Source organism: Pedobacter sp. ISL-64 (assembly GCF_018613605.1).
GTDB lineage: Bacteria > Bacteroidota > Bacteroidia > Sphingobacteriales > Sphingobacteriaceae > Pedobacter.
Genome location: NZ_JAGGPU010000006.1, coordinates 689,064 through 715,562 on the forward strand (window position 1 = coordinate 689,064; position 26,499 = coordinate 715,562).

The 26,499-nt window shown below is 40.0% G+C and carries 22 protein-coding genes, 2 tRNA genes and 1 pseudogene; 13 read left to right on the forward strand and 12 right to left on the reverse strand.

The window, feature by feature from the left end; all coding sequences use genetic code 11:
- Positions 1-57: 57 nt before the first annotated feature.
- The 3 genes from J7E57_RS10875 to J7E57_RS10885 form a co-directional block, all read right to left on the reverse strand.
- Complete coding sequence (locus J7E57_RS10875) at positions 58-1,194, reverse strand: FecR family protein (RefSeq protein ID WP_215127901.1); 1,137 nt, start codon at positions 1,192-1,194, stop codon at positions 58-60.
- 116 nt (positions 1,195-1,310) lie between these two features.
- Positions 1,311-1,889 carry an RNA polymerase sigma factor gene (locus J7E57_RS10880; protein ID WP_215128136.1) on the reverse strand — a complete coding sequence of 193 codons (579 nt, stop codon included), beginning with the start codon at positions 1,887-1,889 and terminating at the stop codon, positions 1,311-1,313.
- A gap of 65 nt (positions 1,890-1,954) precedes the next feature.
- Positions 1,955-2,665 carry a hypothetical protein gene (locus J7E57_RS10885; RefSeq protein WP_215127903.1) on the reverse strand — a complete coding sequence of 237 codons (711 nt, stop codon included), beginning with the start codon at positions 2,663-2,665 and terminating at the stop codon, positions 1,955-1,957.
- Between the two features lie 248 nt (positions 2,666-2,913).
- Here J7E57_RS10885 and J7E57_RS10890 point away from each other — a divergent pair, with 248 nt between their 5' ends.
- The 3 genes and pseudogenes from J7E57_RS10890 to J7E57_RS27140 form a co-directional block, all read left to right on the forward strand.
- Positions 2,914-3,057 carry a hypothetical protein gene (locus tag J7E57_RS10890; protein ID WP_215127905.1) on the forward strand — a complete coding sequence of 48 codons (144 nt, stop codon included), beginning with the start codon at positions 2,914-2,916 and terminating at the stop codon, positions 3,055-3,057.
- A 61-nt stretch (positions 3,058-3,118) separates the two neighbouring features.
- Entirely contained in the window at positions 3,119-3,505 is a 387-nt protein-coding gene (locus tag J7E57_RS10895) for a recombinase family protein (protein ID WP_215127908.1), read from the forward strand.
- Positions 3,506-3,529: 24 nt separating this feature from the next.
- A pseudogene (locus tag J7E57_RS27140) lies at positions 3,530-4,309 on the forward strand (recombinase family protein); the annotation flags it as partial.
- 733 nt (positions 4,310-5,042) lie between these two features.
- On the opposite strand, the gene J7E57_RS10905 reads toward J7E57_RS27140, so the two are convergent.
- From J7E57_RS10905 to J7E57_RS10915, 3 genes are all read right to left on the reverse strand, one after another.
- Positions 5,043-5,116 (reverse strand) — tRNA-Pro (locus J7E57_RS10905).
- Between the two features lie 100 nt (positions 5,117-5,216).
- A tRNA-Ser gene (locus tag J7E57_RS10910) sits at positions 5,217-5,303 on the reverse strand.
- Between the two features lie 82 nt (positions 5,304-5,385).
- On the reverse strand, positions 5,386-7,392 hold the full coding sequence (locus tag J7E57_RS10915) for an HD family phosphohydrolase (RefSeq protein WP_157280269.1): 2,007 nt from the start codon (positions 7,390-7,392) through the stop codon (positions 5,386-5,388).
- A gap of 190 nt (positions 7,393-7,582) precedes the next feature.
- Between J7E57_RS10915 and J7E57_RS10920 the strand changes: the two genes are divergently transcribed.
- From J7E57_RS10920 to J7E57_RS10960, 9 genes are all read left to right on the forward strand, one after another.
- Positions 7,583-8,440 carry an SPFH domain-containing protein gene (locus tag J7E57_RS10920; protein ID WP_215127909.1) on the forward strand — a complete coding sequence of 286 codons (858 nt, stop codon included), beginning with the start codon at positions 7,583-7,585 and terminating at the stop codon, positions 8,438-8,440.
- Positions 8,441-8,445: 5 nt separating this feature from the next.
- Complete coding sequence (locus tag J7E57_RS10925; protein ID WP_215127910.1) at positions 8,446-8,967, forward strand: hypothetical protein; 522 nt, start codon at positions 8,446-8,448, stop codon at positions 8,965-8,967.
- Positions 8,968-8,969: 2 nt separating this feature from the next.
- On the forward strand, positions 8,970-9,137 hold the full coding sequence (locus J7E57_RS10930) for an Arc family DNA binding domain-containing protein (protein WP_167293965.1): 168 nt from the start codon (positions 8,970-8,972) through the stop codon (positions 9,135-9,137).
- A 405-nt stretch (positions 9,138-9,542) separates the two neighbouring features.
- The gene (locus J7E57_RS10935; RefSeq protein ID WP_251029880.1) at positions 9,543-9,662 is read left to right on the forward strand and encodes an Arc family DNA binding domain-containing protein; all 120 of its coding nucleotides are present in this window, start codon (positions 9,543-9,545) and stop codon (positions 9,660-9,662) included.
- A gap of 688 nt (positions 9,663-10,350) precedes the next feature.
- A complete protein-coding gene (locus J7E57_RS10940; protein ID WP_215127913.1) occupies positions 10,351-11,526 on the forward strand; it encodes an acetyl-CoA C-acyltransferase in 1,176 nt (391 codons plus the stop codon).
- Between the two features lie 37 nt (positions 11,527-11,563).
- Entirely contained in the window at positions 11,564-12,460 is an 897-nt protein-coding gene (locus tag J7E57_RS10945; RefSeq protein ID WP_215127915.1) for a hypothetical protein, read from the forward strand.
- A 147-nt stretch (positions 12,461-12,607) separates the two neighbouring features.
- A complete protein-coding gene (locus J7E57_RS10950; RefSeq protein ID WP_215127917.1) occupies positions 12,608-14,197 on the forward strand; it encodes a peptide MFS transporter in 1,590 nt (529 codons plus the stop codon).
- A 62-nt stretch (positions 14,198-14,259) separates the two neighbouring features.
- Entirely contained in the window at positions 14,260-15,741 is a 1,482-nt protein-coding gene (locus tag J7E57_RS10955; RefSeq protein ID WP_215127919.1) for a peptide MFS transporter, read from the forward strand.
- Positions 15,742-16,585: 844 nt separating this feature from the next.
- Complete coding sequence (locus tag J7E57_RS10960) at positions 16,586-17,341, forward strand: polyprenol monophosphomannose synthase (protein WP_215127921.1); 756 nt, start codon at positions 16,586-16,588, stop codon at positions 17,339-17,341.
- A gap of 365 nt (positions 17,342-17,706) precedes the next feature.
- On the opposite strand, the gene J7E57_RS10965 is transcribed toward J7E57_RS10960, so the two are convergent.
- The 4 genes from J7E57_RS10965 to dinB all read right to left on the reverse strand — a co-directional run bounded on the left by J7E57_RS10965 (position 17,707) and on the right by dinB (position 23,831).
- Positions 17,707-18,210: a YdeI/OmpD-associated family protein gene (locus J7E57_RS10965; protein ID WP_215127924.1), complete on the reverse strand. Its 504-nt coding sequence runs from the start codon at positions 18,208-18,210 to the stop codon at positions 17,707-17,709.
- Positions 18,211-18,913: 703 nt separating this feature from the next.
- Positions 18,914-19,489 carry a 2'-5' RNA ligase family protein gene (locus tag J7E57_RS10970; RefSeq protein ID WP_215127926.1) on the reverse strand — a complete coding sequence of 192 codons (576 nt, stop codon included), beginning with the start codon at positions 19,487-19,489 and terminating at the stop codon, positions 18,914-18,916.
- Between the two features lie 11 nt (positions 19,490-19,500).
- On the reverse strand, positions 19,501-22,515 hold the full coding sequence (locus J7E57_RS10975; protein WP_215127929.1) for a DNA polymerase III subunit alpha: 3,015 nt from the start codon (positions 22,513-22,515) through the stop codon (positions 19,501-19,503).
- A gap of 2 nt (positions 22,516-22,517) precedes the next feature.
- Positions 22,518-23,831, reverse strand: a complete 1,314-nt coding sequence (gene dinB / locus J7E57_RS10980; RefSeq protein ID WP_215127931.1) for a DNA polymerase IV — start codon at positions 23,829-23,831, stop codon at positions 22,518-22,520.
- Between the two features lie 529 nt (positions 23,832-24,360).
- Between dinB and J7E57_RS10985 the strand changes: the two genes are divergently transcribed.
- Positions 24,361-24,546, forward strand: coding sequence for a hypothetical protein (locus J7E57_RS10985; protein ID WP_215127933.1), 186 nt, complete (start codon positions 24,361-24,363; stop codon positions 24,544-24,546).
- A 28-nt stretch (positions 24,547-24,574) separates the two neighbouring features.
- On the opposite strand, the gene J7E57_RS10990 is transcribed toward J7E57_RS10985, so the two are convergent.
- Positions 24,575-25,222 (reverse strand): response regulator transcription factor, encoded by a 648-nt coding sequence (locus J7E57_RS10990; protein WP_057934807.1) that lies wholly within the window; start codon positions 25,220-25,222, stop codon positions 24,575-24,577.
- A gap of 610 nt (positions 25,223-25,832) precedes the next feature.
- A complete protein-coding gene (locus tag J7E57_RS10995) occupies positions 25,833-26,447 on the reverse strand; it encodes a Crp/Fnr family transcriptional regulator (protein ID WP_215127935.1) in 615 nt (204 codons plus the stop codon).
- Positions 26,448-26,499: the final 52 nt, after the last annotated feature.

The window sequence follows — 26,499 nt, forward strand, 5'->3', positions numbered from 1 at the left end:
CCGGTTGGCGCCGGACTGGCTTCTTTATTGCCGGATAACCATATCAATATCTTGTTTTTATGGCATCACCGTAACCCCCCCTCCCTCAATTTTGAAGTGTACCGTTTTTGTTGCTTCGAGAGCTTTCAAGACCTGGCTGATATTTTTAAAGCGGGATACCTTGCCATTCAGCCCTCCTGTAGGAGGCGTACCTTCGTAACTGACCTTGATGCTGTACCAGCGGGACAGCTTGCGCATAATGCTCTCGATCTTCTCGTCATTAAAACGGAAATAGCCGTTCTTCCATGCGACTGCTTCTTCAGTATCAGCAGGGCTAACAATAAGTTTTCCACTTTTAAGCATTGCCTGCTGACCGGGAACAAGAAGTTTGCTTTCACTTCCGTTACTGACCCTGACCGATCCTTCCAGTAGCGTGGTCACGCTCACGGGTTCGTCAGCATAGGTGTTGATATTAAAGTGCGTACCCAATACCCTGACCTCTGACTGATCGGGTAAGCGGACTATAAAAGGCCTTGTTTTATTTTTGGTTACTTGAAAATAGGCTTCTCCGGTAATGCTTACCTTCCTTTCCTTACCCGAAAAAACTACAGGATAGGTGATACTGGAGGCGGCATTCAGCCACACATGGCTGCCGTCGGGAAGTATCAATTGGTATTGGCCGCCTTGTGGCGTGGATAGCGTGTTTTGCAGGTCTGCAACCTTTCCGCCTCGCGCGGATGGTGCAGCACTATTAACTAAACTATAAATTAACTGTCCGTTGCCAGTTTTAGTTATGGTGGCATCGGATTGTTTAACCAATTCCCCTTTGCGGGCATCATCCAAAGAAATTTTAGAGCCGTCGGCCAACGTCAGCACGGCTTTATTGCCACCGGGGGCAATATCATGCTGAAGGGTTGCTATGTTCTGTTTTGGGGTAGCTTGCTGATGAAAAAGAAAATAACCGCCAACGGACAGGAACAGCAAGACCGAGGCGGCGGCAATATGAGGCCATAGTCTTTTACCCTGACGGGACAGTGATTCGTTTGCTAAACGCTGCCATACTTTATTGACGGAGTGTTCAATGAGCTGGTGCGGTATTTCCTTGTTTTCGGGATTCCATTGCAGGTACAAGTCTTCGAGGATTGCTCTTTCCTGTTCGGTGCAGGTTCCTGCCTCATATTTTTGTAATAATTCTTTTAGCTGCTGTTCGTCCATAACAAGGGCATAAATCCATTTTGCTACTATAGACCCCTGACGTCGGCCTAACAGGTAGATGAAAAAGAAAAAAATGATGATGCCGCCTTTTTGTCGGTCTCTGGAGTGGATTGCCGCTAAAATTTTATCAGGAAATACAAATAGGCAATAAAGCCGAGCCGCATACGCAGTATTTTCAGCGCGTTTGTGATTTGCTTTGAAACCGTTTGCTCTGAAAGCCCTAATTTTTCGGAAATTTCTTTGTGATTAAGGTTTTTCTGCCTGCTCAGGATAAATACTTCACGCATTTTTGGAGGAAGTGCATTAATTTCCGCTTCAATAAGTACGGCAAGCTGATTGGTGCGTACAAGGTGGTCAGTAACGGTATATCCCTTTTCTTTCGCTGTTTGTGACAGGGATACGTAAGCAGCGGTTATCTTTTTATGGGAAATAAGTTTGAATATCCGGTTACGGACAGCGGTATAGAGATAGGCTGATAAACTGGTTTCAATAGATAATTCCGTTCTCCTGTTCCATAAGACAGCAAACAGGTCATGGAGTACATCTTCAGCCTCTTCCTGGTTATTCAGCCTTTTATAAGCATGTACGAACAGCAGGCCTTTAAAGCGGTCATAAATTTCGGCAAAAGCCTGTTCGTCCCCCTGTTGTAACAGGATGGCCAATTCTTCGTCGCTGTAATCGGCGTATGCTGGCATTTGTATGAACCTCAAAGCCAAAATACTGATTTTAAAGGGAATTTTAAAATAGTATGAAGTTTATGTTACTGTTCTCTGGCAAAAGCCAGCCACTTTTCCACCCGTTCTTTTATTTCGCCAGCATCATTTGTGGGGTAATACTTTTTCAGGTACTCTGTAAATGAGGTTTGCGTATTACCTGTTTCCCATTCCTTAATGGTAAGGCTAAGCATAGGCCATTTTTTAGTTTCCTGCATAAAACCATATAGCGGCAGGTATGGTGGCGCATAGTAGAGCGAATTTTCAACCAATTCGTCATATAGGGGCTTTGTAAACGCCCGCTTCATATCCCGCACCACATCATAGGCTATACGGTACCTGCTGCCTTCCCTTACCGTTACCGCAAAAGCGGGCATGCCTTTATCCTGAAAGAAGGTATACATATAGTCAATAAAGCCGTCTTCTGTTGTATCACACAAATCCTTACTGTAAAAGGCATATTCCTTTTTGAACAGGTCTAACGAAAAATCGTCGGGATACTTGTTGATGATAAAATCAATAACCTCGTTCTCCTTGTCCGTTATTTCCTCAATCGATGGGCCACGGCTTAATCCGGCAGCAGACAGAAAATACCTCTGCTTTGAAAACAGCTCAAAATAATAGCTCTTGAAAAAAATGGTCTTGCGCTCATAAGTGAGCTGCACATACAGGGGATAGGTTTGCTTCCCGTGAAAGAAAACCTGCTTCAGTCTGTCATTCAAATAGGTCTTGTAACTTATTTTATATGCTTTGTTCATATTGCACTTATTCGTTATTTTAAGCCTGCATTTTAGCCACTCCGCTTAATTTATCCCAATTCACACATACCGCAAATTTAAGTAAATCACAACAGCGGTTAGATGGTGTGTTTCTTAAACTTTCACCAAAGTAATAAAAAAGTTTTGGTAAAACCAAAATAATCAAAACAAATTGTTATATTTGTATTGAGAAAAGTATCCTTCTGCACGGAGGGGATGATGTGTGAACGATTAATGTGTAAGTGCAAATGGAAAAATTAAAACCTGAGCAGGTCGTGGAGATGCTGCGTAAAAAAGGCATGGAGCTGTCTTTGGAACAAGCCGTAATGGTACTTGAATTTCTTCAACTGCTGGCCAAAGTGATGGTCGCGCAGTATTTAAAGAAAAACTGAATTTTGTATCTTTAGGATACTATGATAAACATGATTAATAACCATTTAATTTATTTGAACCATGAATGTAGCTGATTTATACATTAGGTCAAAAGCTGACCACAGTGAAGAGGAACTGCTTGCCTGCCGGAAACAGGAAATTCAATTACGCCAGTATTGCCGGATAAACGGAATTGCAGTTAGGAGGGTGATTGTTGATAACGGACAATCCGGAAAGTTTGACCGTCCGGTATGGCGCGAGTATTTACAGGAACTGCAATTGACCCCTTTACAGGGTAAGCTCCTGTTTGTGAACTGGGACAGGTTTAGCCGGAACTTTGGGGCAGCCATGCAAATGAAACAAACCCTGATTGATTTAGGGATAGTACCTGAAGCGATAAACGAATCGGAATCAAGGAAATCCTTGAAGGAATTTCTTGCTGATAATGATCTTGCCAAAAGGAGATAAAATATAGAAACTAAAACTAGAGCAATGAAAATAGCTGATTTATATTGCAGGGTAAGCAGTGATGAACAGGCCAAAGGCTATTCCCTGCGCAGCCAGGAGGAACTGCTTCTCAAGTATTGCGAGATCAACAAGATTGAAATCCGAAAAGTGATGTTCGAGGATCACTCCGCCAAAAGCTTTGTACGTCCGCAATGGAGGGATTACCTTTCAGAGCTAAAGAAGTCGAAGGGTAAGGCAGATTTGGTTTTGTTCCTTAAGTGGGACAGGTTCAGCCGTAATGCGGGTGATGCCTACCAGATGATAAATACGCTCAGGAAACTGGGGGTAGAGCCGCAGGCCATCGAACAGCCTTTAGACCTTTCTGTACCTGAGAACAAGATGATGCTGGCCTTCTATCTTGCCGCTCCCGAAGTGGAAAATGACAGGCGCGCATTGAATGTTATCCACGGAATGCGCAGGGCGAGGAAAGAAGGGCGTTATATGGGGCTTGCGCCCGTAGGTTACGTGAATAAAATGGATGCCGATGGAAAGAAGTACATCGCTCCTTCCGAGCCGCAGGCAGGCATCATCCGCTGGTCATTTGAGGAAATAGCCAAAGGCGTGTACAATACCGAACAGGTCTACAAGCAGGCGCGCAAGAAGGGATTTGCCAAAACAAGGTCATTGTTCTGGTTTGCCGTTCGCAACCCGGTGTATTGCGGGAAGATATTTATCCCCAAATACAAGGATGATGAAAGCCGTTTTGTAAAGGCGCAGCATGAACCCCTTGTTACCGAGGAACTGTATTATCAGGTGCAGGAAATACTGGACGGCAGGAAAAGGCAGCCGTACAGGCTTAAAGTAGCCTCCAATGCCCTTTTACCCCTGCGGGGTTTCCTGACCTGCCCGACGTGTGGTAAACTGCTTACAGGAAGTACCTCAAAGGGACACACGAAGTACTATTCCTATTACCATTGTTTTGACGGCTGTAACTTCCGTTTCCGTGCAGATGATGCCAACGGGCAGTTGCTTATGGAACTCAGGCGGTACATACCGCGTCCAGAGTTGGCCGATGTTTATAAGATTACGTTGGAACAGGCATGGCACAGCCAGACAGGTCATTTGCAGGAAGACCGCAAACAGCTTTTAAAGGAAATCAAAGTATTGGAAGATAAACTTGCATACATCCGCGAACTATTGACCTCAAGGCAGATTGAGCCGGAAGACTTCCGCGAAATGAAATCAGATTACAGTGAGAAACTGGAAAGACTGGAAGCAAAGCTTGGTGGGATGAACGAAAGCAAAACGGACATCAGAGCCTTATTGCAACAAGGTATAGATAATCTGATGAAGCTGGATTGTGTTTATGAAGCCGCCGAGACTGAGCTAAAACGGAGTATCATTAGTTCGATGTTCCCTGAAAAAATGCGTTTTGAAAATAATTCACTTCGAACTGGCAGAGTAAACGAGGCTGTAAAGTATATCTATATGATAAACAGCAACTTAGGCGGAAATAAAAAAGGACAAAATGGTAACAAAACCATCTTGTCCAGTAAAGTCGGGATGGCAGGATTCGAACCTACGACCTCCTGCTCCCAAAGCAGGCGCGATACCGGGCTACGCTACATCCCGAACTTGGTATCTTCTTTTTTATTTCCCTTTTCCGAAGGGATTGCAAAGAAACGGTTTTAAATTGATAATTCCATTTATTTTTGCAAATTTTTATTTTCTGCGGAGAGGGCGGGATTCGAACCCGCGGTACCGTTACCAGTACGACAGTTTAGCAAACTGTTCCTTTCGGCCACTCAGGCACCTCTCCTTTTCGACCTCTATTTTCCGCCCTACCGGCGTTGTTTTGAGGTCTGCAAATATAGTAAAACAAGTTATCCAACAAAAAAAAATTACAAAATTTGTTGATAATCTATACGCACGTGGTAGATGCTCATCAGCATCGTCTTGAATATCAATTTGATAGTCTCAATATCTTTTAACGTTAAATCGCAGTCATCTAACTGATTTTGCTCTAATTTGTAGTTAATTATCCGTTCAACGATGTCATTTATGTTCTGAGCATCGGGATTTTTCAGACTTCTAGAGGCAGCTTCTACCGAATCTGCGAGCATTAACACACCAGTTTCTTTGCTAAAAGGTATTGGTCCGGGGTAGCGGAAAATGTTTTCGTCGACAAATTTTTCAGGTGTATTTTTCAAAAAAGACTGATAAAAATAATCAACCCGGGTATTGCCGTGGTGTGTTCTGATAAAATCGATAATCGCTTCAGGAATCTGGTTCTTCCTTAAAATCTCAATTCCTTTATGCACATGCTGAATAATAATCTGCGCACTTTGCTCATATGGCAGTTTATCGTGAGGACTAACAGCGGTATTCTGGTTCTCGATAAAATATTGTGGATTGTCTACTTTACCAATATCATGATATAAAGCACCTGCCCTTACCAGCACCGAATTGCCCCCTATTTTAAATATCGCGGCCTCTGCAAGGTTTGCCACCTGTAAAGAGTGTTGAAACGTTCCAGGCGCTTTAAAGGCAAGTTCCCTTAAGAGTTTATTATTGGTATTGGTGAGCTCAATTAAGGCTACATCAGATGTAATACCAAAAATACGTTCGAACAGATAAATTAAGGGGTAAGCTAAAAGAGATAAAAGTACACTAAAAACAAAAGGAATAAAATTCATCCATTCTATTTCGCGGAAAGATCCTTCACGAAGCAGGGCAATACCTATAAAAGAAACAAAATAAGCCAAAAGAATAAATAAGGCCGAAACCAGGAATCTCTCGCGCTTAACAAAGTTTTTTATACTAAATATGGCAACCATGCCCGCAGTAACCTGATAAAACACGAACTCGAAACTATTGGCCACAAAAAAACCAGCAATTAAAATTACCAGCATATGGAGGTAAAGCGCCAAACGGGTATCGAACAGGATCCTAATGATAATGGGCACCACGCAGAACGGAATGTAGTACAAACTTGGGATTTCCATTTTAATGGCCCAGGTTAATGCCAGCAACATTCCCGTGGTAACAATCAGGATTAAGGAAAGCTGGCGGTTATCGGCAAAAATATCCTTCCGGAAAAGAAAAAGGAACGACATTAAAATGGCAAGTATAAAGCCAACCAATATTACCTGCCCCAAATAAACCAATGCCCTGCTCCCTATTGTTTTGCTTTGTGCATCGTAAGTTGCTTTATAAGATTCCAGTTTCTGATAAATTTCTTCATCAATAACATCATTCTTCGCTACAATAAGCTCTCCCTTTTGCACCATACCCTTGGTAGTAGAGATATTGTTAACCGTATTGTCCTGTATGGTTTGGGTTAGCCGCTCATCAAATACAATGTTCGGGGTAATATGATCAATGGCGAGGTTTGCAACCAGATCGCCCATAACCTGATTGGGGGCTTTAAAATTATCTTTAAAAAACTTCAAGGCCGATTCTGCAGTAAAAACATCCTGTGTATTCTTTTCCTGGGCAACATTGTTTTCAAGTAAAGAAAAGTCATAGTTCTTCCCTCCTGCCTGATGTTTAACATTTAAACCAATAATTCCTTTCTCGTAAATGTTCTGCAGCAATTTATAGGAAGCGCTTTTATATACGTCCTTGTCTTTTTCGTTAAGTTGCTTAGATTTCCATTTCACATCAAACTCATTGGCAAACTCTTCCAAAGCATTTGCCGTAATGCCCCTATCGAATTGATAAACAGGCAAAATATCTTTTAGTGCATTCTTTTTATCGGCACTAACCTGTGGGTTGGTTTTTAAAATAGCAAAACTGAAGGGAGAAATCAGGTCCTTGTTTTTCCATACTGCATTTTTTTCAAACTCATACCTAAACCGGGGCTGTTTGGGCAGGAATAACGTAATAATGAAAACGGTAAATATCATCATCACATATTTTAGGTTTGATGAATACTTCCGGTAAAGGATTTTGTGTGAATTTCTCTTGATTTTAGCCAAAACGATGTAATTATTGTATTGTCAAAAATAGCATTTTTATCTAATATACATTTTACAGGTTTTGTTTGCAATTACCAGATTTTATATTTTACTTTATGATATCAAATTAATATCAATTATGTATCAAGAAAAAATTATTAACCCGCCATCGGGCTACCTAACATTCGCACTATGCATCGCAATGCTGGGCGCTTCTATTTTCTGTTTCGTTTCAGAAATTTTTCTCTGGGGAGGGATTTTACTGGCAATAGATATATTTTTAATATTCCCGGGCTTTTTAATCATTAACCCCAATCAATCAATGGTGCTCACCCTTTTTGGAAAATATATCGGGACAGTAAAAGCCGATGGATTTTTCTGGGTAAATCCCCTAACTGCTAAAAGACGTTTATCGTTAAAAGCAAACAATTTAAACGGACAGCAGTTAAAGGTTAACGATAAACTGGGCAACCCGATCGAAATTGCTGCTGTGGTGGTTTGGAAAGTAAACGAAACGGCCAAAGCCGTTTTCTCTGTAGAAAACTACATGCAATATGTAAACATCCAAAGTGAAGCTGCTGTAAGGCATTTGGCCAACATTTTTCCTTATGATCATGCTGAGGGCGAAGAAACCAGCATCACGTTAAAAGATGGCGCTGATAAAGTAAGTGAACTTTTAGAAAACGAACTGAACGAGCGTTTATCGAGAGCAGGTATTGAAGTTTTAGAGGCTAGAATTTCGCATTTGGCTTATGCGCCAGAAATTGCCAGCGCCATGTTGCAGCGTCAACAGGCCACTGCAGTTATTGCTGCCCGTAAATTAATTGTTGAAGGCGCTGTGGGCATGGTAGAAATGGCTTTAGAGAAATTATCTCAAAAAGGAATTGTTGAGCTGGATGAAGAGCGTAAAGCAGCTATGGTAAGCAATTTACTGGTTGTGCTTTGCGGCGATCGCCATGTACAGCCCGTGGTAAACACCGGAACATTATATAATTAGGCACAATGGAATTTGAGGAAAAACAAAGCTTAAAACTTTGGTGGCTTTATATTTTACTGGCTATTGATGCCGTTATGGTCGTCAGTATCGTACTTTTTGATAAAGGCGGAATGAGCTTTGAAACTTTAAAAGCTACTTATTTCGCCCCATTTTGGGCAGTATTCCTTCCTTTTGCGATTATTTACCTGCTTCAAAAAAATAAAATGACTTTGCAGGTCGGCACTGAAGGCATTTCTTACAAGTATTTTCCATTTCAAACCAAATTGAAGCTATTGAGTTGGGGCAACATCGAGAAAGTTTATATTAATAAGTACAATGCTTTAGGAGATTATGGCGGATTTGGTGTTCGCAGCAGGCTTTGGTTTAAATTTAACGACAAGGCCTATATCCTAAACGATAAAGATAAAGGTTTACAGATTGAATTTAAAAACGGCAAAAAGCTATTGTTTAGCAGTAATAAAATAGATGAACTGCAAATGTTCCTTATTAATTTAAAAACGAGATATAATATACAAGCAATACAATAAGAATGGCGGAGAAAGATAAAAAAGCTTTTGTATTAAGAATTAGTCCTGCTTTATTAAAAGAAGTAGAAACCTGGGCTGCCGATGAGTTTAGAAGTACGAACGGGCAGATAGAATTTTTGCTTACCCAAGCCATAAAATCAAGAAAAAAGGGTAAAACAAAAGAAGAATAGAAGCAAGACTTCCGAAGTTTTCAAGGCCAGGGCATCAGCAAACTTCGGAAGTCTGTTAATATTTGGGCGTTCCCCAATCCCGTGAAATACGGGAAAGGGTCGGGCTTTTCAGGGCTGCGCTGCGCTCCGGTGCCGATGAAGATCGACACTGAACCCTTACAATCCCTAACGCTAACCACCCCGCCCTGCGGGCACCCCTCCTTAAAACAAGGAGGGGAGTAATTCGACGCTGGAAAGGAAAACCAGACCTAGCAGCACCAGCCCAAGTAATTTAAACCTGATGGTAGCGGCAGCCCCGAAGCATGAGAGCTACAGCAAACAACAGGACTGAACAGTCCTAAGCCTCACAGGTTTTGCTTTCCAAAACCTACTTAAAAACTTATTATTATCAGAATTAGTCCTGCTTTGTTAAAAGAAGTAGAAATCTGGGCTGCTGATGAGTTTAGAAGTACGAACGGGCAGATAGAATTTTTGCTTACCCAGGCCATAAAATCAAGAAAAAAGGGAAAAGCAAAAGAAGAATAGAAGCAAGACTTCCGAAGTTTTCAAGGCCAGGGCATCAGCAAACTTCGGAAGTCTGTTAATATTTGGGCGTCCCCCAATCCCGTGAAATACGGGAAAGGGTCGGGCTTTTCAGGGCTGCGCTTCGCTCCGGTACCGATAAAGACCTGCGAAACAAGCAAGCATACCGTAATTAAATAAAAACAGATGCTTAATCGGCACTGAACCCTTACAATCCCTAACGCTAACCAACCGAAGTGATAAAACCTCGCAGGTTTTTAAGAACTGCGAGGTTTCTTTGATAAACAAAATTCTATGCTCTTAGCAACCTACCCCAAGCACTACCAGCCTCGATATTTAAACCTGATAGAACGGAAAGCCCGGAGCGAAGCATGAGCGAGGACTTGGAGGGATAGCAGGACTACCTCAGCCATTAACACGGAACCACTCATTTTCAAAGATATTGACCACCTAAGCCACCTTAGCACATTTAAGTTTCATCGCCATTTAACAAAACCTAATAAAAACCTGTTATCAATGTGCTAAATGCATTTCTTATACGTTATTTTAAATATTATAGTTTTGGAAATACTTACTGCTCCATGAGCCTGATGAAGACATCAGAAACCCCGAATTAAACTTGCGAGGTTTGTTTAATATTTAAAATGTATAACTTAGCGGCCTAACCAAAAATTCATAAAATTTAGTTTACATGAAAGAAGTTGTAATTGTATCAGCTGTGCGAACGCCTATTGGCAGTTTTGGAGGCTCATTAGCTCAATTTTCTGCTACTCAACTTGGCGGCTTTGCCATTAAGGCTGCAATTGAAAAAGCTGGCTTAAAACCAGAACAGATCCAAGAAATATATATGGGTAATGTTTTATCTGCAAACCTAGGGCAAGCTCCAGCTACGCAAGCTGCAAAATTTGCAGGTTTACCAGATTTACCTGCCACTACCATAAATAAAGTATGCGCTTCGGGTACAAAAGCAATTATGCTTGCAGCGCAAAGTATTGCAAATGGCGATAATGAAATTATTGTAGCAGGTGGCATGGAAAGCATGAGCAATGTCCCATATTACCTCGATAAGGCAAGAAATGGCTATCGCTTAGGCCATGGACAAATTACAGATGGCTTGGTAAAAGATGGACTATGGGATGTTTATAACGATTACCATATGGGCGCTGCCGCCGAACTTTGCGCAACAGCATGTAACATCAGCCGCGAAGCGCAGGATGATTTTGCAATAGAATCGTACAAAAGAGCACAGGCAGCACAAACTTCGGGCAAATTTGCCGGCGAAATTGTAGCTGTAGAAGTAAAAGACCGCAAAGGCGAAATTACCCTGGTTGATACCGATGATGAGCCAACGGCCGTTAAATTTGATAAGATAGCTTCATTAAAACCTGTTTTCAAAAAAGATGGAACAGTAACTGCAGCAAATGCATCTACCTTAAATGATGGCGCAGCGGCATTGGTTTTAATGAGTGCCGATAAGGCAAAAGAACTGGGCTTAACACCTTTGGCCAAAATATTAGGCTATGCTGATGCACAACAAGCACCGGAGTGGTTTACAACTGCACCTTCAAAAGCAATTCCATTGGCTTTACAAAAGGCACATATCGACATTAAGCATGTTGACTTTTTCGAAATTAACGAAGCTTTTTCTGTCGTTTCCATTGCGAACAATCAACTTTTAGAACTAAACGACAGCCAGGTTAACGTTAATGGTGGCGCTGTTTCATTGGGCCACCCACTTGGTGCATCGGGCGCAAGGATTGTAGTTACCTTACTTTCGGTATTGGCACAGAACGACGGAAAAATCGGCGTTGCCGGAATCTGTAATGGTGGTGGTGGCGCAAGTGCCCTTGTTATCGAGAAATTATAATTTTTTGGTTTTGCAGCATCTTCGTGTATTTGATCGTATGAAACTTATCAGATTTTATATCCTTTTAATCTTTGGAACGCTAAGCTTTAACTTAAAAGCGCAGCAAGTGCCAAATAATTTAGCGTTTTTTCAGGATACACTGGTTAAAATATCGGCAAAGGTTATTGCTGCTCAAAGCGATGCACAAAAATTAGAAATAAACGGCAATTTTGTAAAAACTTTGGTAGAAGCTTTAAAAGCCCCCAATTCTTTTTCTTATCCATTCGATTCGCTTAAAAACGTATCGGTAATTAAATCATCCGATCAGGCTTTTAGGATTTTGAGTTGGTATGTACTACTCGAAAACGGTACATACCGTTATTATGGCGCCATCCAAATGAATACCAAAAGTGGCCCTTTAAAACTTTATCCCCTAATCGATCAGACCGAAAATTTAGCCGACCCAAATAGCATTACCAATAACCAAAAATGGTTTGGTGCCAGGTATTATGAAATTGTTCCGGTAAGCAGTGGAAACCGCTTGCCCTATTATGTACTTTTAGGCTGGAAAGGAAATACACCGTTTACCACTAAAAAGGTAATCGACATCCTTTCTTTCGATAAAGATAATCTCACTTTTGGTGCCCCGGTTTTCGATGGAAAAGAACTAAAAGGGAAGAACAGGGTAATATTTGAGTACGCCAAATCGAATGCGATGACTTTAAAAACGGATCTGAAAGCAGGGATGATTGTTTTCGACCATCTTGCTTCATTTGATACTGAAATAAAAGGAAAATTTGAATATTATGGATCGGACGGTACTTTTGATGGCTTTAAAATCATCGGCGGAAGGCTAAAACTGCAGGAAGATATCACGCTTAAAAACGATCCGAATGAGAGTGACGAACTTTATGCCGACCCAAAGAAAAATGTAAAACCCATCAGAAAGTTCTAATCTTTAACAAACCTTAACAAACCATTTACCTAACACATCATTTAAAAATTTGTGAGTTTGGCATTCGCTGACTATATTGCGCCCTGCTTAACTAGCTTAAACAACACACAAATTCTGAATTCATAAACTAAAACCAACAAATGTTTTATGCAAACATCTAATGAAACCATTAGTATTGACCATAGCAAGGAACTGGACCTCCACTTAGACAGTAACCATGTATCCAAAGAAAAATTATTTAGCCACCCAGTAGGCCTATTTGTGCTATTTTTCACAGAAATGTGGGAAAGATTTAGTTACTATGGAATGAGATCTTTGCTTGTTTTATTCTTAGTAAGCGAAATAAGTAAAGGTGGCTGGCACTGGACAAGGCCAGAGGCTTTACAACTCTACGCTTGGTACACAGGTTTAGTATATTTAACTCCTATAATTGGTGGCTTAATTGCGGATCGATTGACCGGATATAGAAAAGCGGTTATCATAGGCGCTTTGATTATGACCATTGGCCATATATCAATGGCGTTAGAAGGTGCAAGTACCAATTTCTTCTATCTCGGATTATTTTTATTAATTACTGGAAACGGACTATTCAAACCAAATATTTCTTCTATCGTAGGAAAACTTTATCCATCTACAAGTGATAAAAAAGACGCTGCTTACACTATTTTTTACATGGGCATTAACTCTGGAGCCTTTTTAGGCATGTTAATGTGCGGTTATATCGGCGAAAAAGTGGGCTGGCATTGGGGTTTTGGATTAGCGGGGGTATTTATGTTTTTTGGAATGCTTCAGTTTTACTTCGGACAAAAAATATTTGGTGTTTTAGGTGCAGCTGTAAATAAAACAGAAAAAGTAATTGATCCAACTGATGAAGTTTTACCAAAAAAAGTAAGCAATCAACGTTTAGCTGTAGTTGCTGTATTCTCAATTTTTACCATTTTCTTTTGGATGGTATTTGAACAGGCGGGCGGCTCAATGACTATTTTTGCTAAGGATTATACACTGAGAAATTTGACAGGAAATGCCAGTACAATTTTTAAATGGGTTGATGCGATACTTACTATTTTCCCACTCATTGCGGTAACTGTTGTTTTATTAAGCCTGGCGGCAAAAATCGCAAAAAAATATCCCGCCACAATAATTTTTACTGCAATAAGCTTCATAATTATCTGGGGATTAGCGATTTGGAAGGTAGAAAAAGAATTTACCGCTTTAAACACAGAAGTTCCTGCTTCATGGTTTGGGATTCTAAATTCATTCTTTATTGTTTCCCTTGCACCATTTGTATCTAAAATATGGGAAACTAAATTTAACCCAAGTGGGCCTGTAAAATTTGGACTCGGTTTAATTTTTGTAGGTGTAGGTTTCGCAGGATTGGCTTATGGAGGTATGGACATTGCAAAAGGTGCTACATCTGCACAGGTAAGTATGTTTTGGTTAATTTTCGCTTACTTCTTCCATACCGTTGGGGAATTATGTGTTTCGCCTGTTGGATTATCTTACGTTAGTAAATTAGCTCCGGCCAAAGTGGTAGGTTTAATGTTCGGTGTATGGTTTACCTGTACAGCGATTGGTAACTGGTTAGCGGGTATTACCGGTGGCTTAATCGACAAAATAAGTTCAGAATACTCCATTTCGATTTTCTTCTTAATATTTACTATTATCCCTATTGTTGCAGGCTTAATTATGTTTGCTATAAGTCCGATATTGCGTAAATGGATGCACGGCGTTCACTAATCAAAAAATAATTTTAACATAAAGCCCGATCTCCATCGGGCTTTTAATTTTAAACCTATTTAATGGAAAAAACAGTTTCAATAGAAGATATTCAAAATTTTGAGGGAAAATATCCGAAACAGCTCTGGCATTTATCGTTGGTAGAAATGTGGGAGCGTTTCTGTTTTTACGGAATGCGCGGGGTATTGGCTTTCTTTATGGTTGAGCAACTGGGTTTAAGCGACCAAAAATCGAACTTACAGTATGGTGCGATACAAGCCTTTGTTTATGCCTTTACTTTTATAGGTGGTATTTTTGCCGATAAGATTTTAGGCTTCAGAAAATCGCTTTTTTGGGGCGGATCATTGATGATTATCGGGAATTTAATTCTAGCCTTCTCTCCTCACGATCTGTTTTATGTTGGAATTACCTTATCAATCATTGGAACAGGTTTCTTTAAACCCAATGTTTCATCAATGGTTGGCGAATTATACCATGAGAAAGACAACCGCAGAGATGCGGGTTATGGGCTTTTTTATGCCGGCATTAATGTTGGCGGATTATTGGGCGGCGCCATGTGTATTTATCTCGGCAAATATTATAACTGGCATTTATGTTTCTTGTCTGCTGCATTGGTAATGATGTTCGGTTTGGGCACATTCATTTTCACAAAAAAGCACTTAGGTCCGATCGGGAATTCGCCTTTGCTGCATCTTAAAAAATCAAAACAGCAGCTATGGGAAATAGCCGTTTACGTAGGGTCGATACTTTGTATTCCACTGATTTATATCATGGTAAAAAACACGGCCTTTACCGATTATTTCATGTACACTATAGGTATTATTGCCCTGGTTTATTTCTTGTACGAAACGTTTAAAATAAAAGATAAGAAAGTACAATATAAACTACTCGCTGCTTTCGTTTTTATCTTCTGTTATTTCATTTTCATGGCCATTTCTGAGCAGAGTGGCGGTTCACTGTCATTATTTGCAAAGGACAATCTTGATCATAAAATACTCTTTTTCAATATCGATCCGAATGTGGTAAACAATAGCGTTAACTCGTTCTTTGTTATTGTTTTTAGTCCGATTGTTGGTATTTTGTGGTTAGGTTTATACAAACGTAAAATAGAACCGAACACGGTTGTAAAATTCGGAATCGGTTTCCTTTTACTGGCTCTGAGTTTTTATGTTTTTTACGCCACCAGGTTCTTCGCCAATGTACAGGGCATTAGCTCGTTAAATATATTTACGTTAGCCTATTTATTATTAACCCTTGGCGAACTTTGTTTGGGTCCGATAGGTATGTCGATCATTACCAAACTTTCGCCAAAGAAAATGTTCGGGATGATGATGGGCCTTTGGTTTTTATCAAGTGCTTTCGGACAATTGGCTGCAGGAAAATTAGGCGCAGAAATGTCGAGTATCGATAATGCATCGTTGCCAACTAAATTAATGGCTTATACCGAAGGTTATAAAGCATTGGCTTTATATTCATTAATTGCAGGTTTGGTGCTGATTATTTTCTCGCAATTGGTTAAAAAGTTAATGCAAGAGGTGAGGTAAGAAAGGAATCGTCATTTCGATCCCGGATGTTCAGAAAGAAATCTATAAAGCGATTATTTATTGATATACTGTAAGATTTGGAAATGAAAGGATAGTGGTTCTTGGCTGCTTTAGTCCCGCCATTCGCTATAGGCCCTCTTTTCAATCGGGCGCTGCCGCTGCTGTCGGGTTTAGGGACAACGTTTGTCCCTTGCATTTAATCTACGGTGAACTGCGAAATCAGCGGGAAATATTAAATAGGGTCTTCGACTATGCTACTATTGAGAGATTCCAATAGAATAGTCGTCATCTCGACTATAGCGTAGTCCCGAACTTTCGGGAGAGAGATCTTTATACTAAGTGATTGAAATCAAATTTAAAAGATTTCTCCACTGCGGTCGAAATGACGATACTTCGAAACCATTCAATCTGTCAATTATATTGATTTTTACACAATGAATTATCCTTCAGACTGACATTGAAGGAGAATGGTAAATTCAATAATATTTGGAAAGGAATGGTCTGCAGTCCTTGGCTGCTTTAGTCCCGCCATTCGCTATAGGCCCTCTTTTCAATCGGGCGCTGCCGCTGCTGTCGGGTTTAGGAACAACGTTTATCCCTTGTATTTAATCTGCGGTGGTCTGCGAAATCATCGGGAAAAAACTCGACAGGAGTTCCCAAAAAGAATAAAAAAGATCCTGAAACAAATTCGGGGATGATGAATCATCTAGAATTAATGAAAATTCATAAAGGTTTCATATTAAATATTTACTTTCGCACATTAAAAGCAATTGCTCAGCACAAATAAGCACAGCATACTACATACAAAGGCCAAAAGCTTATATTATTAAAAACCACAACAAACGTGTCAGATAGTTTAGTCATCATTCCCACCTACAACGAGAAGGAAAATATCGAAAAAATCATTAGAAAGGTTTTTTCTTTAACACAGCCTTTTCATGTTTTAATTATTGATGATGGTTCGCCTGATGGAACTGCTGAAATTGTAAAATCGTTACAAGACGAATACGAAGGACATTTATTTATTGAGGAGCGCGCAGGAAAGCAAGGATTGGGTACAGCCTATATTTATGGTTTCAATTGGGCATTACAACACGATTATGCTTACATTTTTGAAATGGATGCCGATTTCTCGCACAACCCCGATGATCTCTCACGCTTACGCGAAGCCTGTATAAACGGTGCTGATGTAGCCATCGGCTCTAGGTATGTTAAGGGTGTAAATGTGGTAAATTGGCCAATGGGCAGGGTTTTAATGTCGTATTTTGCTTCAATGTATGTACGTATGATTACCCGTATAAACATTCAGGATGCTACTGCCGGATTTAAATGTTACCGCAAAATTGTCTTAGAAACCATTCCATTAAATAAAATTAAGTTTGTTGGTTATGCGTTTCAGATCGAAATGAAATTCACCGCCATTAAATTTGGCTTTAAAGTGGTCGAAGTTCCAATCATTTTCACCGACCGTACCGAAGGAACATCAAAAATGAGCACCCGTATCTTTAGGGAGGCTTTTTTAGGTGTAATCCAGATGAAAGTTTGGAGTTGGTTTAGAAATTATAGTCGGGAGTCGGGAATCGGGAGCCCGAAGTCTTAGTTCATGGTTGGTTATATTCAAAGAGCTTGTTGCCTCATAATTTGGAAATGAGCGTGCATTGGTTCTTCTGAAACAACAGTCCCGTTATCACTTATAGTCCTCGCTGCGCTGTGGGCTATTCCGCTCTACCGGGTTTAATACCGAAGGGTTGTACAGCGACATCAACCGATCGTTTATGCTCAATTTACGATGAAGGTATGGAGTTGGTTTAGGAATTATAGTCGGAAGTTTGGAGTTGGGGGCTTGGAGTTGAGAGTTGCTAACTGCCGAGCCGTTCTAATTGCTTAAAAGTTTGGAGCCAAACTGCAAGTTCATTTGATAAATCTTCCTGCTCTTTGTAAAACTCCAAACTAAAAACTCCGAACTCACAACTTACTTTCCCTGATCATTGCGCCAAAATCTTGCCCTTTATCCATGGCTTTAACGGTCATTACGATTCTTTTGGTACGTGTAGGCTCGGTTTTAGCCTGATTAATCCAGTTGATGTAATAGTTTTGGTGCGATTTAGGCTGCTTTAAAAAATTCCGAATTAAATGTTCTTCTTCTGATAAGCAGATTTCGAGGTCTTCGGGCATTTCAATTTTAAAATCTTTATCTTCTTCTAAATAGAGTTCGACACTTGCTCCGGCTTCTTTTCTTAATTTTTTACGGACTTCGCCTTTTAAGGCAATAATAAAATCGCCCTCTCCCATCGGGATAGTTGCCATACCGCTAATCTCTAACTGATCTATCTTTCCTTTTACCCTGAAACTCTTTTTACAACCTGGTTTGATTTCATTGGCCAGTGCTGCCGGAATAAACACATAACTCCAGCCGGTTTTTTCGCCCATGGTTTCGAAACGCTCTATTTCTGCTTTAAAGTGGATCATGGCTTAAATATAAAAATTATGTTTAAACAAGTAAACGATTAAATCGTTAGCTATTCATGCACTTGTTAGAAACAAGCGTAAACTTTAATAGAAATTTCGTCATCTCCTTTGAAGCGCCGCGATCTCTACCTTATATTCAGTGGAGCAGATTTCTCGGCTGCGCTCGAAATGACGATCCGTCGTCCTTAAATCTCTACTAGGTTATTCTCTGCGCTACCGTTAACAGATTCAAAAGAAAGGTCGCCATTGCAGGGGGAACGACGAAGCAATCTTACAGCTATGGGTTATAGCGAGTGCATTAATATTGCTTCATCTAATGAAGAATTGGTTTCGCAATGACGGTTCCTCGCAGCTACCATTTCCCCGATTATCTATTGTCATTTATATTGATTTTATAAAACAAATTAACACTTGTATAGCTTGGGAATATATCCCTCGCACAAACCTTTCATTATAAACCCGATAGCAGTGGATGCCGATTTTTCATCGGCTGGAATGGATAGCGGGGCTGCCAAACCCTATGGAATACTGACATTCGTTTCCAAAGCTTAAAAGCGCTACAAAAGTTATTTATATTGATTTTTACACATAATTAACCCTTAAAATGACGATCTCGCGAAAGAAAACATTAATCGGCTCAAAAACAAGCCAAATCATGAGCCGATTAACAAGATTAATCGGCTCATGACTTAAAATAAACTAGTTATAATAAAGAATATTGATGATAATTTACAGGGCTCCCCAATAATTTAAATTCATCAATTACTACAAATTGTTTTTTAACTTCATCAAGCTTACGAATGGCAATCGTATCACAATTAAATGCCATGTTGATATTGCCATACAAATGTTCTGCCTGATCAATTTGAGCTGAACTCAGTTTACGTCCAATTGAAATGTGGGCATTATCCCCCTTTACAGTATGTTTGGTTTTAATTCCCTTACGAAAATTCTTCAAAAGATCATTCAAGTATGGTTTGGATGAATCATTAGGCAGCAGAACAACTGCGTGACTAAATTTCGATAAACTTAAATAATCAAAAGTTACTTCTTGCGCTCTTTGCAAGCGACAAATTCGCTCAATGCATTTTTTGTAAAAACCCAACTCGTATTGGTCTGCCAAAAACATAATGATAGTGATATGTGCCTTTGAATTTCTACTATTATACCAGCCAATTTTAGACCAGAGTATATCTTTCAAGACTTTAACTTCATCAATCGTTTCATTTTGAGGGTAAACAACTATTGAATACGTATCCCTTATTTTTGAATTAACCATATCATTTTATTTTAATCAATCGCCACCGGATTCATCTGAATATCCAATTTGGCAAACTTTAAAACCTCGATGCTCTGAAAGCCGAAATCTTCTACCACTTTACCTAAAATAAGGTAACAGCCCTTTCCTTTAAAAGGATACATGGGTGTGCTATTGGGGAAATGGGTCGTATCAAAAAAATCGCCGTTGGCATCTAAAAAAGTACCGAACCACATTTTGGTATTTTTAATGGTATGTACCGTTTTTTCGCAAACATAGCTCCCTACCATTCTTACCGTTTTACCCAAATGTTTGTGCAGATCTACCGCCATAACATCACCACGATAAGGTGTTTTTAAAAAATCGAACATTTTATAATTAAGCGGATATCCCAATAACTCTAATTCTGTGTAAGCATTTTCGAGTTCGGAATCGGCCAAGGCGGGGAGCTGATAGGTTTTGTAACTCAGCTTAAAAAGCTCGGCATGATTTACTTTTTTTTGTTTAAACCCAAGGTAGTTATGCACATCCCAAAGCAGGGTTTTCCGATCTTTCCCGGTAAAACGCAAGGCGCCCAAACGGATTAAAATAATCCCTTGCTCCAGCGAAATACAGCTCCGTTTTATAAAATCTTCAAGATCGAGATACGGGCCGTTCGCCCTGCGTTCGCGTGGGATGATTTTGATATTTTTTTCTTCCAGTCCCTGAATGCCGGTAAACCCTAAATAAGCGTCTTCGCCGTTTATATTCACTACTTCATCGCTACGGTTAACACAGGGCAAATGCACCCTTGCTCCTGTTTTTTGCAGTTCGTGCACGTAAACCCAGCGACTGTAAAAACCACCATAATTATTCAATACCGCTACCATAAATTCCATGGGGTAATACGTTTTCAAAAATAAACTCTGGTAACTTTCTACTGCAAAAGAGGCTGAATGTGCTTTTGAAAAACTGTAACCGGCAAAAGAAGAAATCTGTCGCCAAACTTCGGTAATGAGTTCTTCTGAGTGCCCTTCTTTTCTGGCTGAAACAAAAAACTTATTCACCAGTTCATCGAAAGCCAGTTTAGACCGGTATTTACCACTCATCGCTTTGCGCAAAATATCGGCATCGGCCAGATCTAGACCTGCAAAATAATGGCAAACTTTGATTACATCTTCCTGATAAACCATTACCCCATAGGTTTCGCTAAGCCGCTCTTTCATCACTTCGCAGAGGTATACTACTTTATCGGGTGCGTGATACCGTTCGATATAGGATTTCATCATGCCTGAACTGGCCACGCCCGGACGGATAATGGAACTGGCTGCCACGAGCGTAAGATAATTATCGCATTTCAGTTTTTTGAGCAGTTGCCGCATAGCCGGCGATTCGATATAAAAACACCCGATGGGCTGTCCTTCTTTAAGAATACCGTTCAATTTCTGGTCTTCTTTAAAAGTTTTAAAATCGTGGATGTCGATATCCTTTCCCTTATTTTTTTTAATGAGCTGCACGGCTTCGCGGATATGCCCGATACCCCGCTGACTTAAAATATCGAATTTCTCATAACCTATAGCTTCGGCTTCGTACATATCCCATTGCACGGTTGGAAAACCTTTTGGCGGCATATCCAGGGCTGTATAATAGGTAATCGGTTCTTCGGAAATTAAAATTCCTCCGGCATGAATCGAACGCTGGTTGGGCATTCCTTTCATGTATTGGTACACGGCCAATAACTTCTGGTAAGTAACATTCAGTAAATTTTCAGGTTCTTTGGTGGGATCTGTAAAACTATCTATTTCGCCTTTGGGCAAACCTAAAACTTTACCAATCTCCCGGATAATTGCCCGGTCTTTAAAAGTGCTCATGGTACCCAGAAAAGCAACATGCCATTTGGGATAGCGTTCAAAGATATAATGTTGTATCACCTCCCTTTCGTCCCAGGAGAAATCGATGTCAAAATCTGGTGGACTCGTCCGTTTTTCGTGCAGGAAACGTTCGAAATACAGATCAAGATCGATCGGATCTACATCGGTAATGCGCAAACAATAAGCTACAATGCTGTTGGCGCCCGAACCACGGCCAACATGGTAAAAACCGCATTCAGTCATGGCATAGCGCACAATATCATAGGTAATAAGGAAATAAGCACAGAAGTTTTTAAGTTCGATGATGCGCAGTTCTTTCTCCAAACGCTCAATGGCTTCTGTATTATTTTCACCATAACGGTATCTAAGCCCTTCTTCGGCCAACTCCCGAAGCATTTTTTTATCTCCTTCGAAATCTCCAGTATAAAAAAACTTGTTTTTAGAAGTAGGTGTAGGACCATCCTCAAAATAAACACTTAAATCGCAGCTGTTTATCAGTTTCTGTGTATTTTGAACAATGAAGGGATACTGTTCAAATTGCCGGGTTAGCTCTACTTCTGGAATCAGGAACTCATCCGGATCACATTTTTGCTCATCGTTTACTTTACTTAAAAGTGTATTGAGCTCGATCGCCCTAAAATACTCGTGCAGGCGGTAGATAATCTTATCGCTAACGGTAACAGGATGCCATACCAACAACTTTTCTTTCTGTTTTAAAAGCGGATGTTTGTACAAAAGATTGAGCTGTTTGGCACGGATGCCTACAAATTCATTTGCTTTTAGTAATGGGTTAAAAGATTTTTGAAAGGGATAAATGATATACACATTTTCCATTTCGGGTGGAACATTGGGTAACGGAATGTGGTTGATGTTGTGGTGGCTTAAAAATTCATTCAGTTCACGCATGCCCTCTTTATTCTTCGCAATGCCCACATACAACAACCTGTTATCGATCCGGAATTCGATTCCAGCTACCGGTTTAATCTGATATGGAATATTGCCTTTGTGTATTTCGTCGGCTTCTTTGGCAATGCCTTGTTTATAACACTCGCGAATAAACTCTACCGCACCAGTTGAATTATTGATATCAGTAAGTACCATTTGGTGAATGCCCAAACTCCGGGCAGTAGCAATTAACTGGTCAATGCGCTGCGTACCATACTTTAGGCTATAAGAAGAATGGACATTTAAAAACATTGCTAATCATAAGATTTAGTACCTATTGTTCCTTTTTCACTCATAAAACTTCTAATTTTCGATCGTTTTCTTACTTCCTGCTGTTCATCCTCTGTTTGGTTTTCGATCAATATTTTCTTTTTGCGGGGATTGTACTTGATTATTTTCCCCGTTTCATCGCGGGGTGGCTGGGTAACAATACAGGCTTTTACCACTGCTTCGGCACCATAGTGGTTACGTACTTTATCCATGGCCTGGTAAAGACTATATTCTTCTTCGGCAATATTATATAAGCCAATCTGCTCGTAACCGCTCACCAGATGCGAAAGCTTTACGCCTACCAACCGTAACAGCATCCGTTTTGCATACACCTTTTCGAACAGGCTATGTGCTTTACTGATTAAAAAAGAATCGAGCGAGGTATACGGAATACGCTCTTGCTGGGTAACAGTTTCGAAATTGGTATAACGCACAGTTACGGTAATGCAGGCGGTTAATTTTTTCTGGTTACGCAGCTGAAAGGTTAAGCCGGTAACCATTCCGGTTATAACGGCCTTTAGTTTGGCCATATCCATGGTATCGCTTTCGAAGGTAGCCTGTGTACCAATAGATTTCCTTTCGCGGTAAGGCACCACGGGAGAAAGATCGACCCCATTTGCTTTTTGCCATAAACTTAAGCCATGCTGCCCCAGTATTTTAAACATGAGCTGTTGTGGGATCTGGGTAAGCGTAAGGATTTCGCGGACACCCATTTCGCTTAATTTTTTATAGGTAGCATGGCCAATACCCGGAATTTTGTGGATAGCCAAAGGATCGAGAAAGGGCCGCAATTCAGGAAAAGTAACCTGCCGTTCGCCATCAGGCTTAGATTCGCTCGTGGCAATTTTGGCTACGGTTTTATTGATCGACAGGCCAAAGGAAATCGGTAAGCCCATTTCTTTGATAATGTTTTGTCTGAGCTCTGACGCGAATTTCATGCAACCAAAAAAGCGGTCCATGCCCGTCATATCGATATAATGCTCGTCAATACTGGCTTTCTCAAAAAGGGGAACTTTATCAGCAATAATTTCGGTAATATCGTGTGAAGCTTTGGAATATTCTTCCATATCGCCTTTTAAAAATATAGCCTGGGGGCAGAGCAATTTTGCCGTTCTGCCGGGCATTGCAGAATGTATGCCGTACTGGCGTGCTTCGTAGCTGCAAGAGGCTACCACCCCCCTATCGCCGCCGCCGCCGATAATTACGGGTTTACCCAATAACTTGGGGTTTTTTCTGATTTCTACCGATACAAAAAATGCATCCTGATCCATATGAATAATCTGCCTTTCTTTATCCATTCTCGTATTATAAGGATGATTGAGATCAAAAATACTAATATTTTTAGTTTTAAAGAAAATTTAGCAGGATTAATTTCAAACAAAATACTAATAAATTTAGCTTTCATATACTGCACTTTATTATGCTGAGTTTGCTCGAAGGATTTGCTACGGAAAAGCATGGAATTAGGCTCCCAATTCCTTAGGTTGATCCATAGGAACTTATTTGATAGGAATGACGCAGCCGATTGATGGTTGGTGAGGACACCAACCATAGGGCGAGTTGCATGTACCGTAACAGAGACATTTTTAACCATATAAGGCATTGAAGAAAATATAAGCTCATATGGCCATATATTTATATGGCAAAGAAGGTCTTCGACTACGCTCAGACTGACAAACTGATTGGCAGCTATGGGATATTAGTACAAGTGTCAGTGGAAATAATCCGCAGATCACCGGCCATGAAACAAAAATGCCCCCGATTTTCATCAGAATATTAAAACTTTGACTGTTTTTAAATGTTGAGATAGTAATAAACATTTATCTTATGAAAGCTAAAGACAATAAAAACGCAGTGGAAAAAGAGCGTAAAAATAAAGGAAGCTCAAAGGGAAAGGCCTCCTTCGATCAAAACGGAAAGGGTTCTTCAGATAAATTTGGTCAGGCTGGCTCCACACCTAACGAATCAGGAGAGAGTGGGCTCGGTACTGTCGATAAAAACAAAAAGACTTAGAAAAGATAAAAAGAGTAAAATACTCTTTTTATCTTTCATAGATACTCATCTTTTCAGCAAGTTCTATAATGCTTTTTATTTTCAGCTTTTGAAAAAGTCTCAACTTATAAGTACTTACTGTACCCATCTGAAGATTTAGCTGATTAGAAATTTCTAATACCCCAATCCCCTTTGTTAGTAATTCTGCTACTTCTAATTCTCTACCCGAAAGTTTGGTAAAAGGATTGTCGGCGTCGTTACCTAATATGCTGTTGAACATGTTTTCCTTAACATTTCTACTCGAATAGCGACTGCCTGCTAAAATCGTAGTAATAGCGGTTACAATTTCTGATTCTTCTGCATTTTTGGTTAAGTAACCCGATGCACCCGATTTTAAATACGGAACAGCATAAATATTCTCATTCAAAGATGAAAATACCAAGATTTTTGCGTTTGGCTGAACCAATTTAATCTGATCGATTACCTTGAGGTTGTTACCTCCTGGCAAGTTTACATCAATGATGATTAAACTCGGCGATTTTTCTGTTTCAACAAGCGCCTGCTCTAGGGTAGATGCATGAATGATTTCGACACCAGGCCAAAAGTCTGATATTAAACCTTTTAATCCACGGCGGATGATCTCATGATCATCAGCGATGAGCACAGTAAAAGTACTTACGGCATTTTTTGTTTTCATTATTTTAAGAATATTGTGCAAGTTAATAAAAAGTTATTTTTTTGTACGCAATTGTAGTTAATTTTTCGTTTAAATGTGTAAATATTATAATACACAACTTTAAAGTTTTGTTTAAAACATCTTAAGGTTCCCAATCTCACATTTTGCTTAATGAACAAATACGACTCGAAAATCTCATTTGTAGCGCTGCTATATGCCTGTAGCGGACCGAGTGAGAAATCGCAACCATAGCCGGCCCCGAGTTTATCAGATGGAAAAACCTCTATTGCTGCTACGTCCGAGTTGCTAGGTGTAAGATGATGCTACAAATAGCTTTTATCATACAGCTTTACTCCTGTGCGGCACGAACCGCCTACCCAGATAAAATTTTTGATCATCAAAATGCATTCAGATCCAAACTTGTGGGGCCTCCGCGGTGATCTTTTAACAGGAATGAAGGTTTAACCTGAAAATCTTCCAAAAGCGGAAACAAGGCCGGCGATAAGGTAATAATGCGGTTTTAGCTGTATAAAGTTATTTGCTCAACGGTACTATTTCCTTTTCACTAAAGGACTTAAGACTTGTTAAAATGTCAAATCCATTACTTTAAAAACAAGAAAATAATATAGAATTAAATTTTAGCCCTAATTCTACTCAATGTTTCGAGCCTGATGGCTAAAAAAGAAGCAATGTATTTTAAAGAAACCCGGTTAATTAAATCAGGGAATGAGAGCAAAAACCGTTTGTATCTTTTTTCGGCTGACGAAATCCGGCACAGGTAAGCACGTTCCTCTGCCGAACGGTAATATAATTCCATCATCTTTCTGCCAACAATATTGGCTTCGGAAAAATTTTCGTAAAGATATTCTGACAATGCATGTGGGATAGCGACTAAATCTACATCTTCCAATGCCTGTAAATACTCCTCCGAATCGCCATCTATCCACAAATTACGTATGGTACCTACAATTTCATTCTCTTTGGCAATCCATGTGGTAATCTCGTTATCCCCATCCTTAATAAAACCCCTAACTACGCCTTTAATAATTAAAAAAAGGAATTTGTTACGGTCTACAGGGGAAACAAGGTATTTATTTTTTTTGTAGCTGATCGGAAAGGTATGCTGGTTAATCCGCTTTTCTATTTCATCATTAAGCGGATGGAATTTCTTAAAAATTGAGACTAGAGGAGAAAAATTATTATATTTCTTCCACCTATCTTCATCAGATAAATTAACTGCGATCATAGCGAAACATTGGGATAGACATAATCCTGCTAACCGCAGCAGGATCACTACG

Coding starts and splice junctions, on each gene's coding strand:
- J7E57_RS10875 (WP_215127901.1), bottom strand. CDS start 1,194: ATGGACGAACAGCAGCTAAAAGAATTATTACAAAAATATGAGGCAGGA.
- J7E57_RS10880 (WP_215128136.1), bottom strand. CDS start 1,889: ATGCCAGCATACGCCGATTACAGCGACGAAGAATTGGCCATCCTGTTA.
- J7E57_RS10885 (WP_215127903.1), bottom strand. CDS start 2,665: ATGAACAAAGCATATAAAATAAGTTACAAGACCTATTTGAATGACAGA.
- J7E57_RS10890 (WP_215127905.1), top strand. CDS start 2,914: ATGGAAAAATTAAAACCTGAGCAGGTCGTGGAGATGCTGCGTAAAAAA.
- J7E57_RS10895 (WP_215127908.1), top strand. CDS start 3,119: ATGAATGTAGCTGATTTATACATTAGGTCAAAAGCTGACCACAGTGAA.
- J7E57_RS10915 (WP_157280269.1), bottom strand. CDS start 7,392: ATGATATTTACCGTTTTCATTATTACGTTATTCCTGCCCAAACAGCCC.
- J7E57_RS10920 (WP_215127909.1), top strand. CDS start 7,583: ATGTATCAAGAAAAAATTATTAACCCGCCATCGGGCTACCTAACATTC.
- J7E57_RS10925 (WP_215127910.1), top strand. CDS start 8,446: ATGGAATTTGAGGAAAAACAAAGCTTAAAACTTTGGTGGCTTTATATT.
- J7E57_RS10930 (WP_167293965.1), top strand. CDS start 8,970: ATGGCGGAGAAAGATAAAAAAGCTTTTGTATTAAGAATTAGTCCTGCT.
- J7E57_RS10940 (WP_215127913.1), top strand. CDS start 10,351: ATGAAAGAAGTTGTAATTGTATCAGCTGTGCGAACGCCTATTGGCAGT.
- J7E57_RS10945 (WP_215127915.1), top strand. CDS start 11,564: ATGAAACTTATCAGATTTTATATCCTTTTAATCTTTGGAACGCTAAGC.
- J7E57_RS10950 (WP_215127917.1), top strand. CDS start 12,608: ATGCAAACATCTAATGAAACCATTAGTATTGACCATAGCAAGGAACTG.
- J7E57_RS10955 (WP_215127919.1), top strand. CDS start 14,260: ATGGAAAAAACAGTTTCAATAGAAGATATTCAAAATTTTGAGGGAAAA.
- J7E57_RS10965 (WP_215127924.1), bottom strand. CDS start 18,210: ATGATCCACTTTAAAGCAGAAATAGAGCGTTTCGAAACCATGGGCGAA.
- J7E57_RS10970 (WP_215127926.1), bottom strand. CDS start 19,489: ATGGTTAATTCAAAAATAAGGGATACGTATTCAATAGTTGTTTACCCT.
- J7E57_RS10975 (WP_215127929.1), bottom strand. CDS start 22,515: ATGTTTTTAAATGTCCATTCTTCTTATAGCCTAAAGTATGGTACGCAG.
- dinB (WP_215127931.1), bottom strand. CDS start 23,831: ATGGATAAAGAAAGGCAGATTATTCATATGGATCAGGATGCATTTTTT.
- J7E57_RS10985 (WP_215127933.1), top strand. CDS start 24,361: ATGAAAGCTAAAGACAATAAAAACGCAGTGGAAAAAGAGCGTAAAAAT.
- J7E57_RS10990 (WP_057934807.1), bottom strand. CDS start 25,222: ATGAAAACAAAAAATGCCGTAAGTACTTTTACTGTGCTCATCGCTGAT.
- J7E57_RS10995 (WP_215127935.1), bottom strand. CDS start 26,447: ATGATCGCAGTTAATTTATCTGATGAAGATAGGTGGAAGAAATATAAT.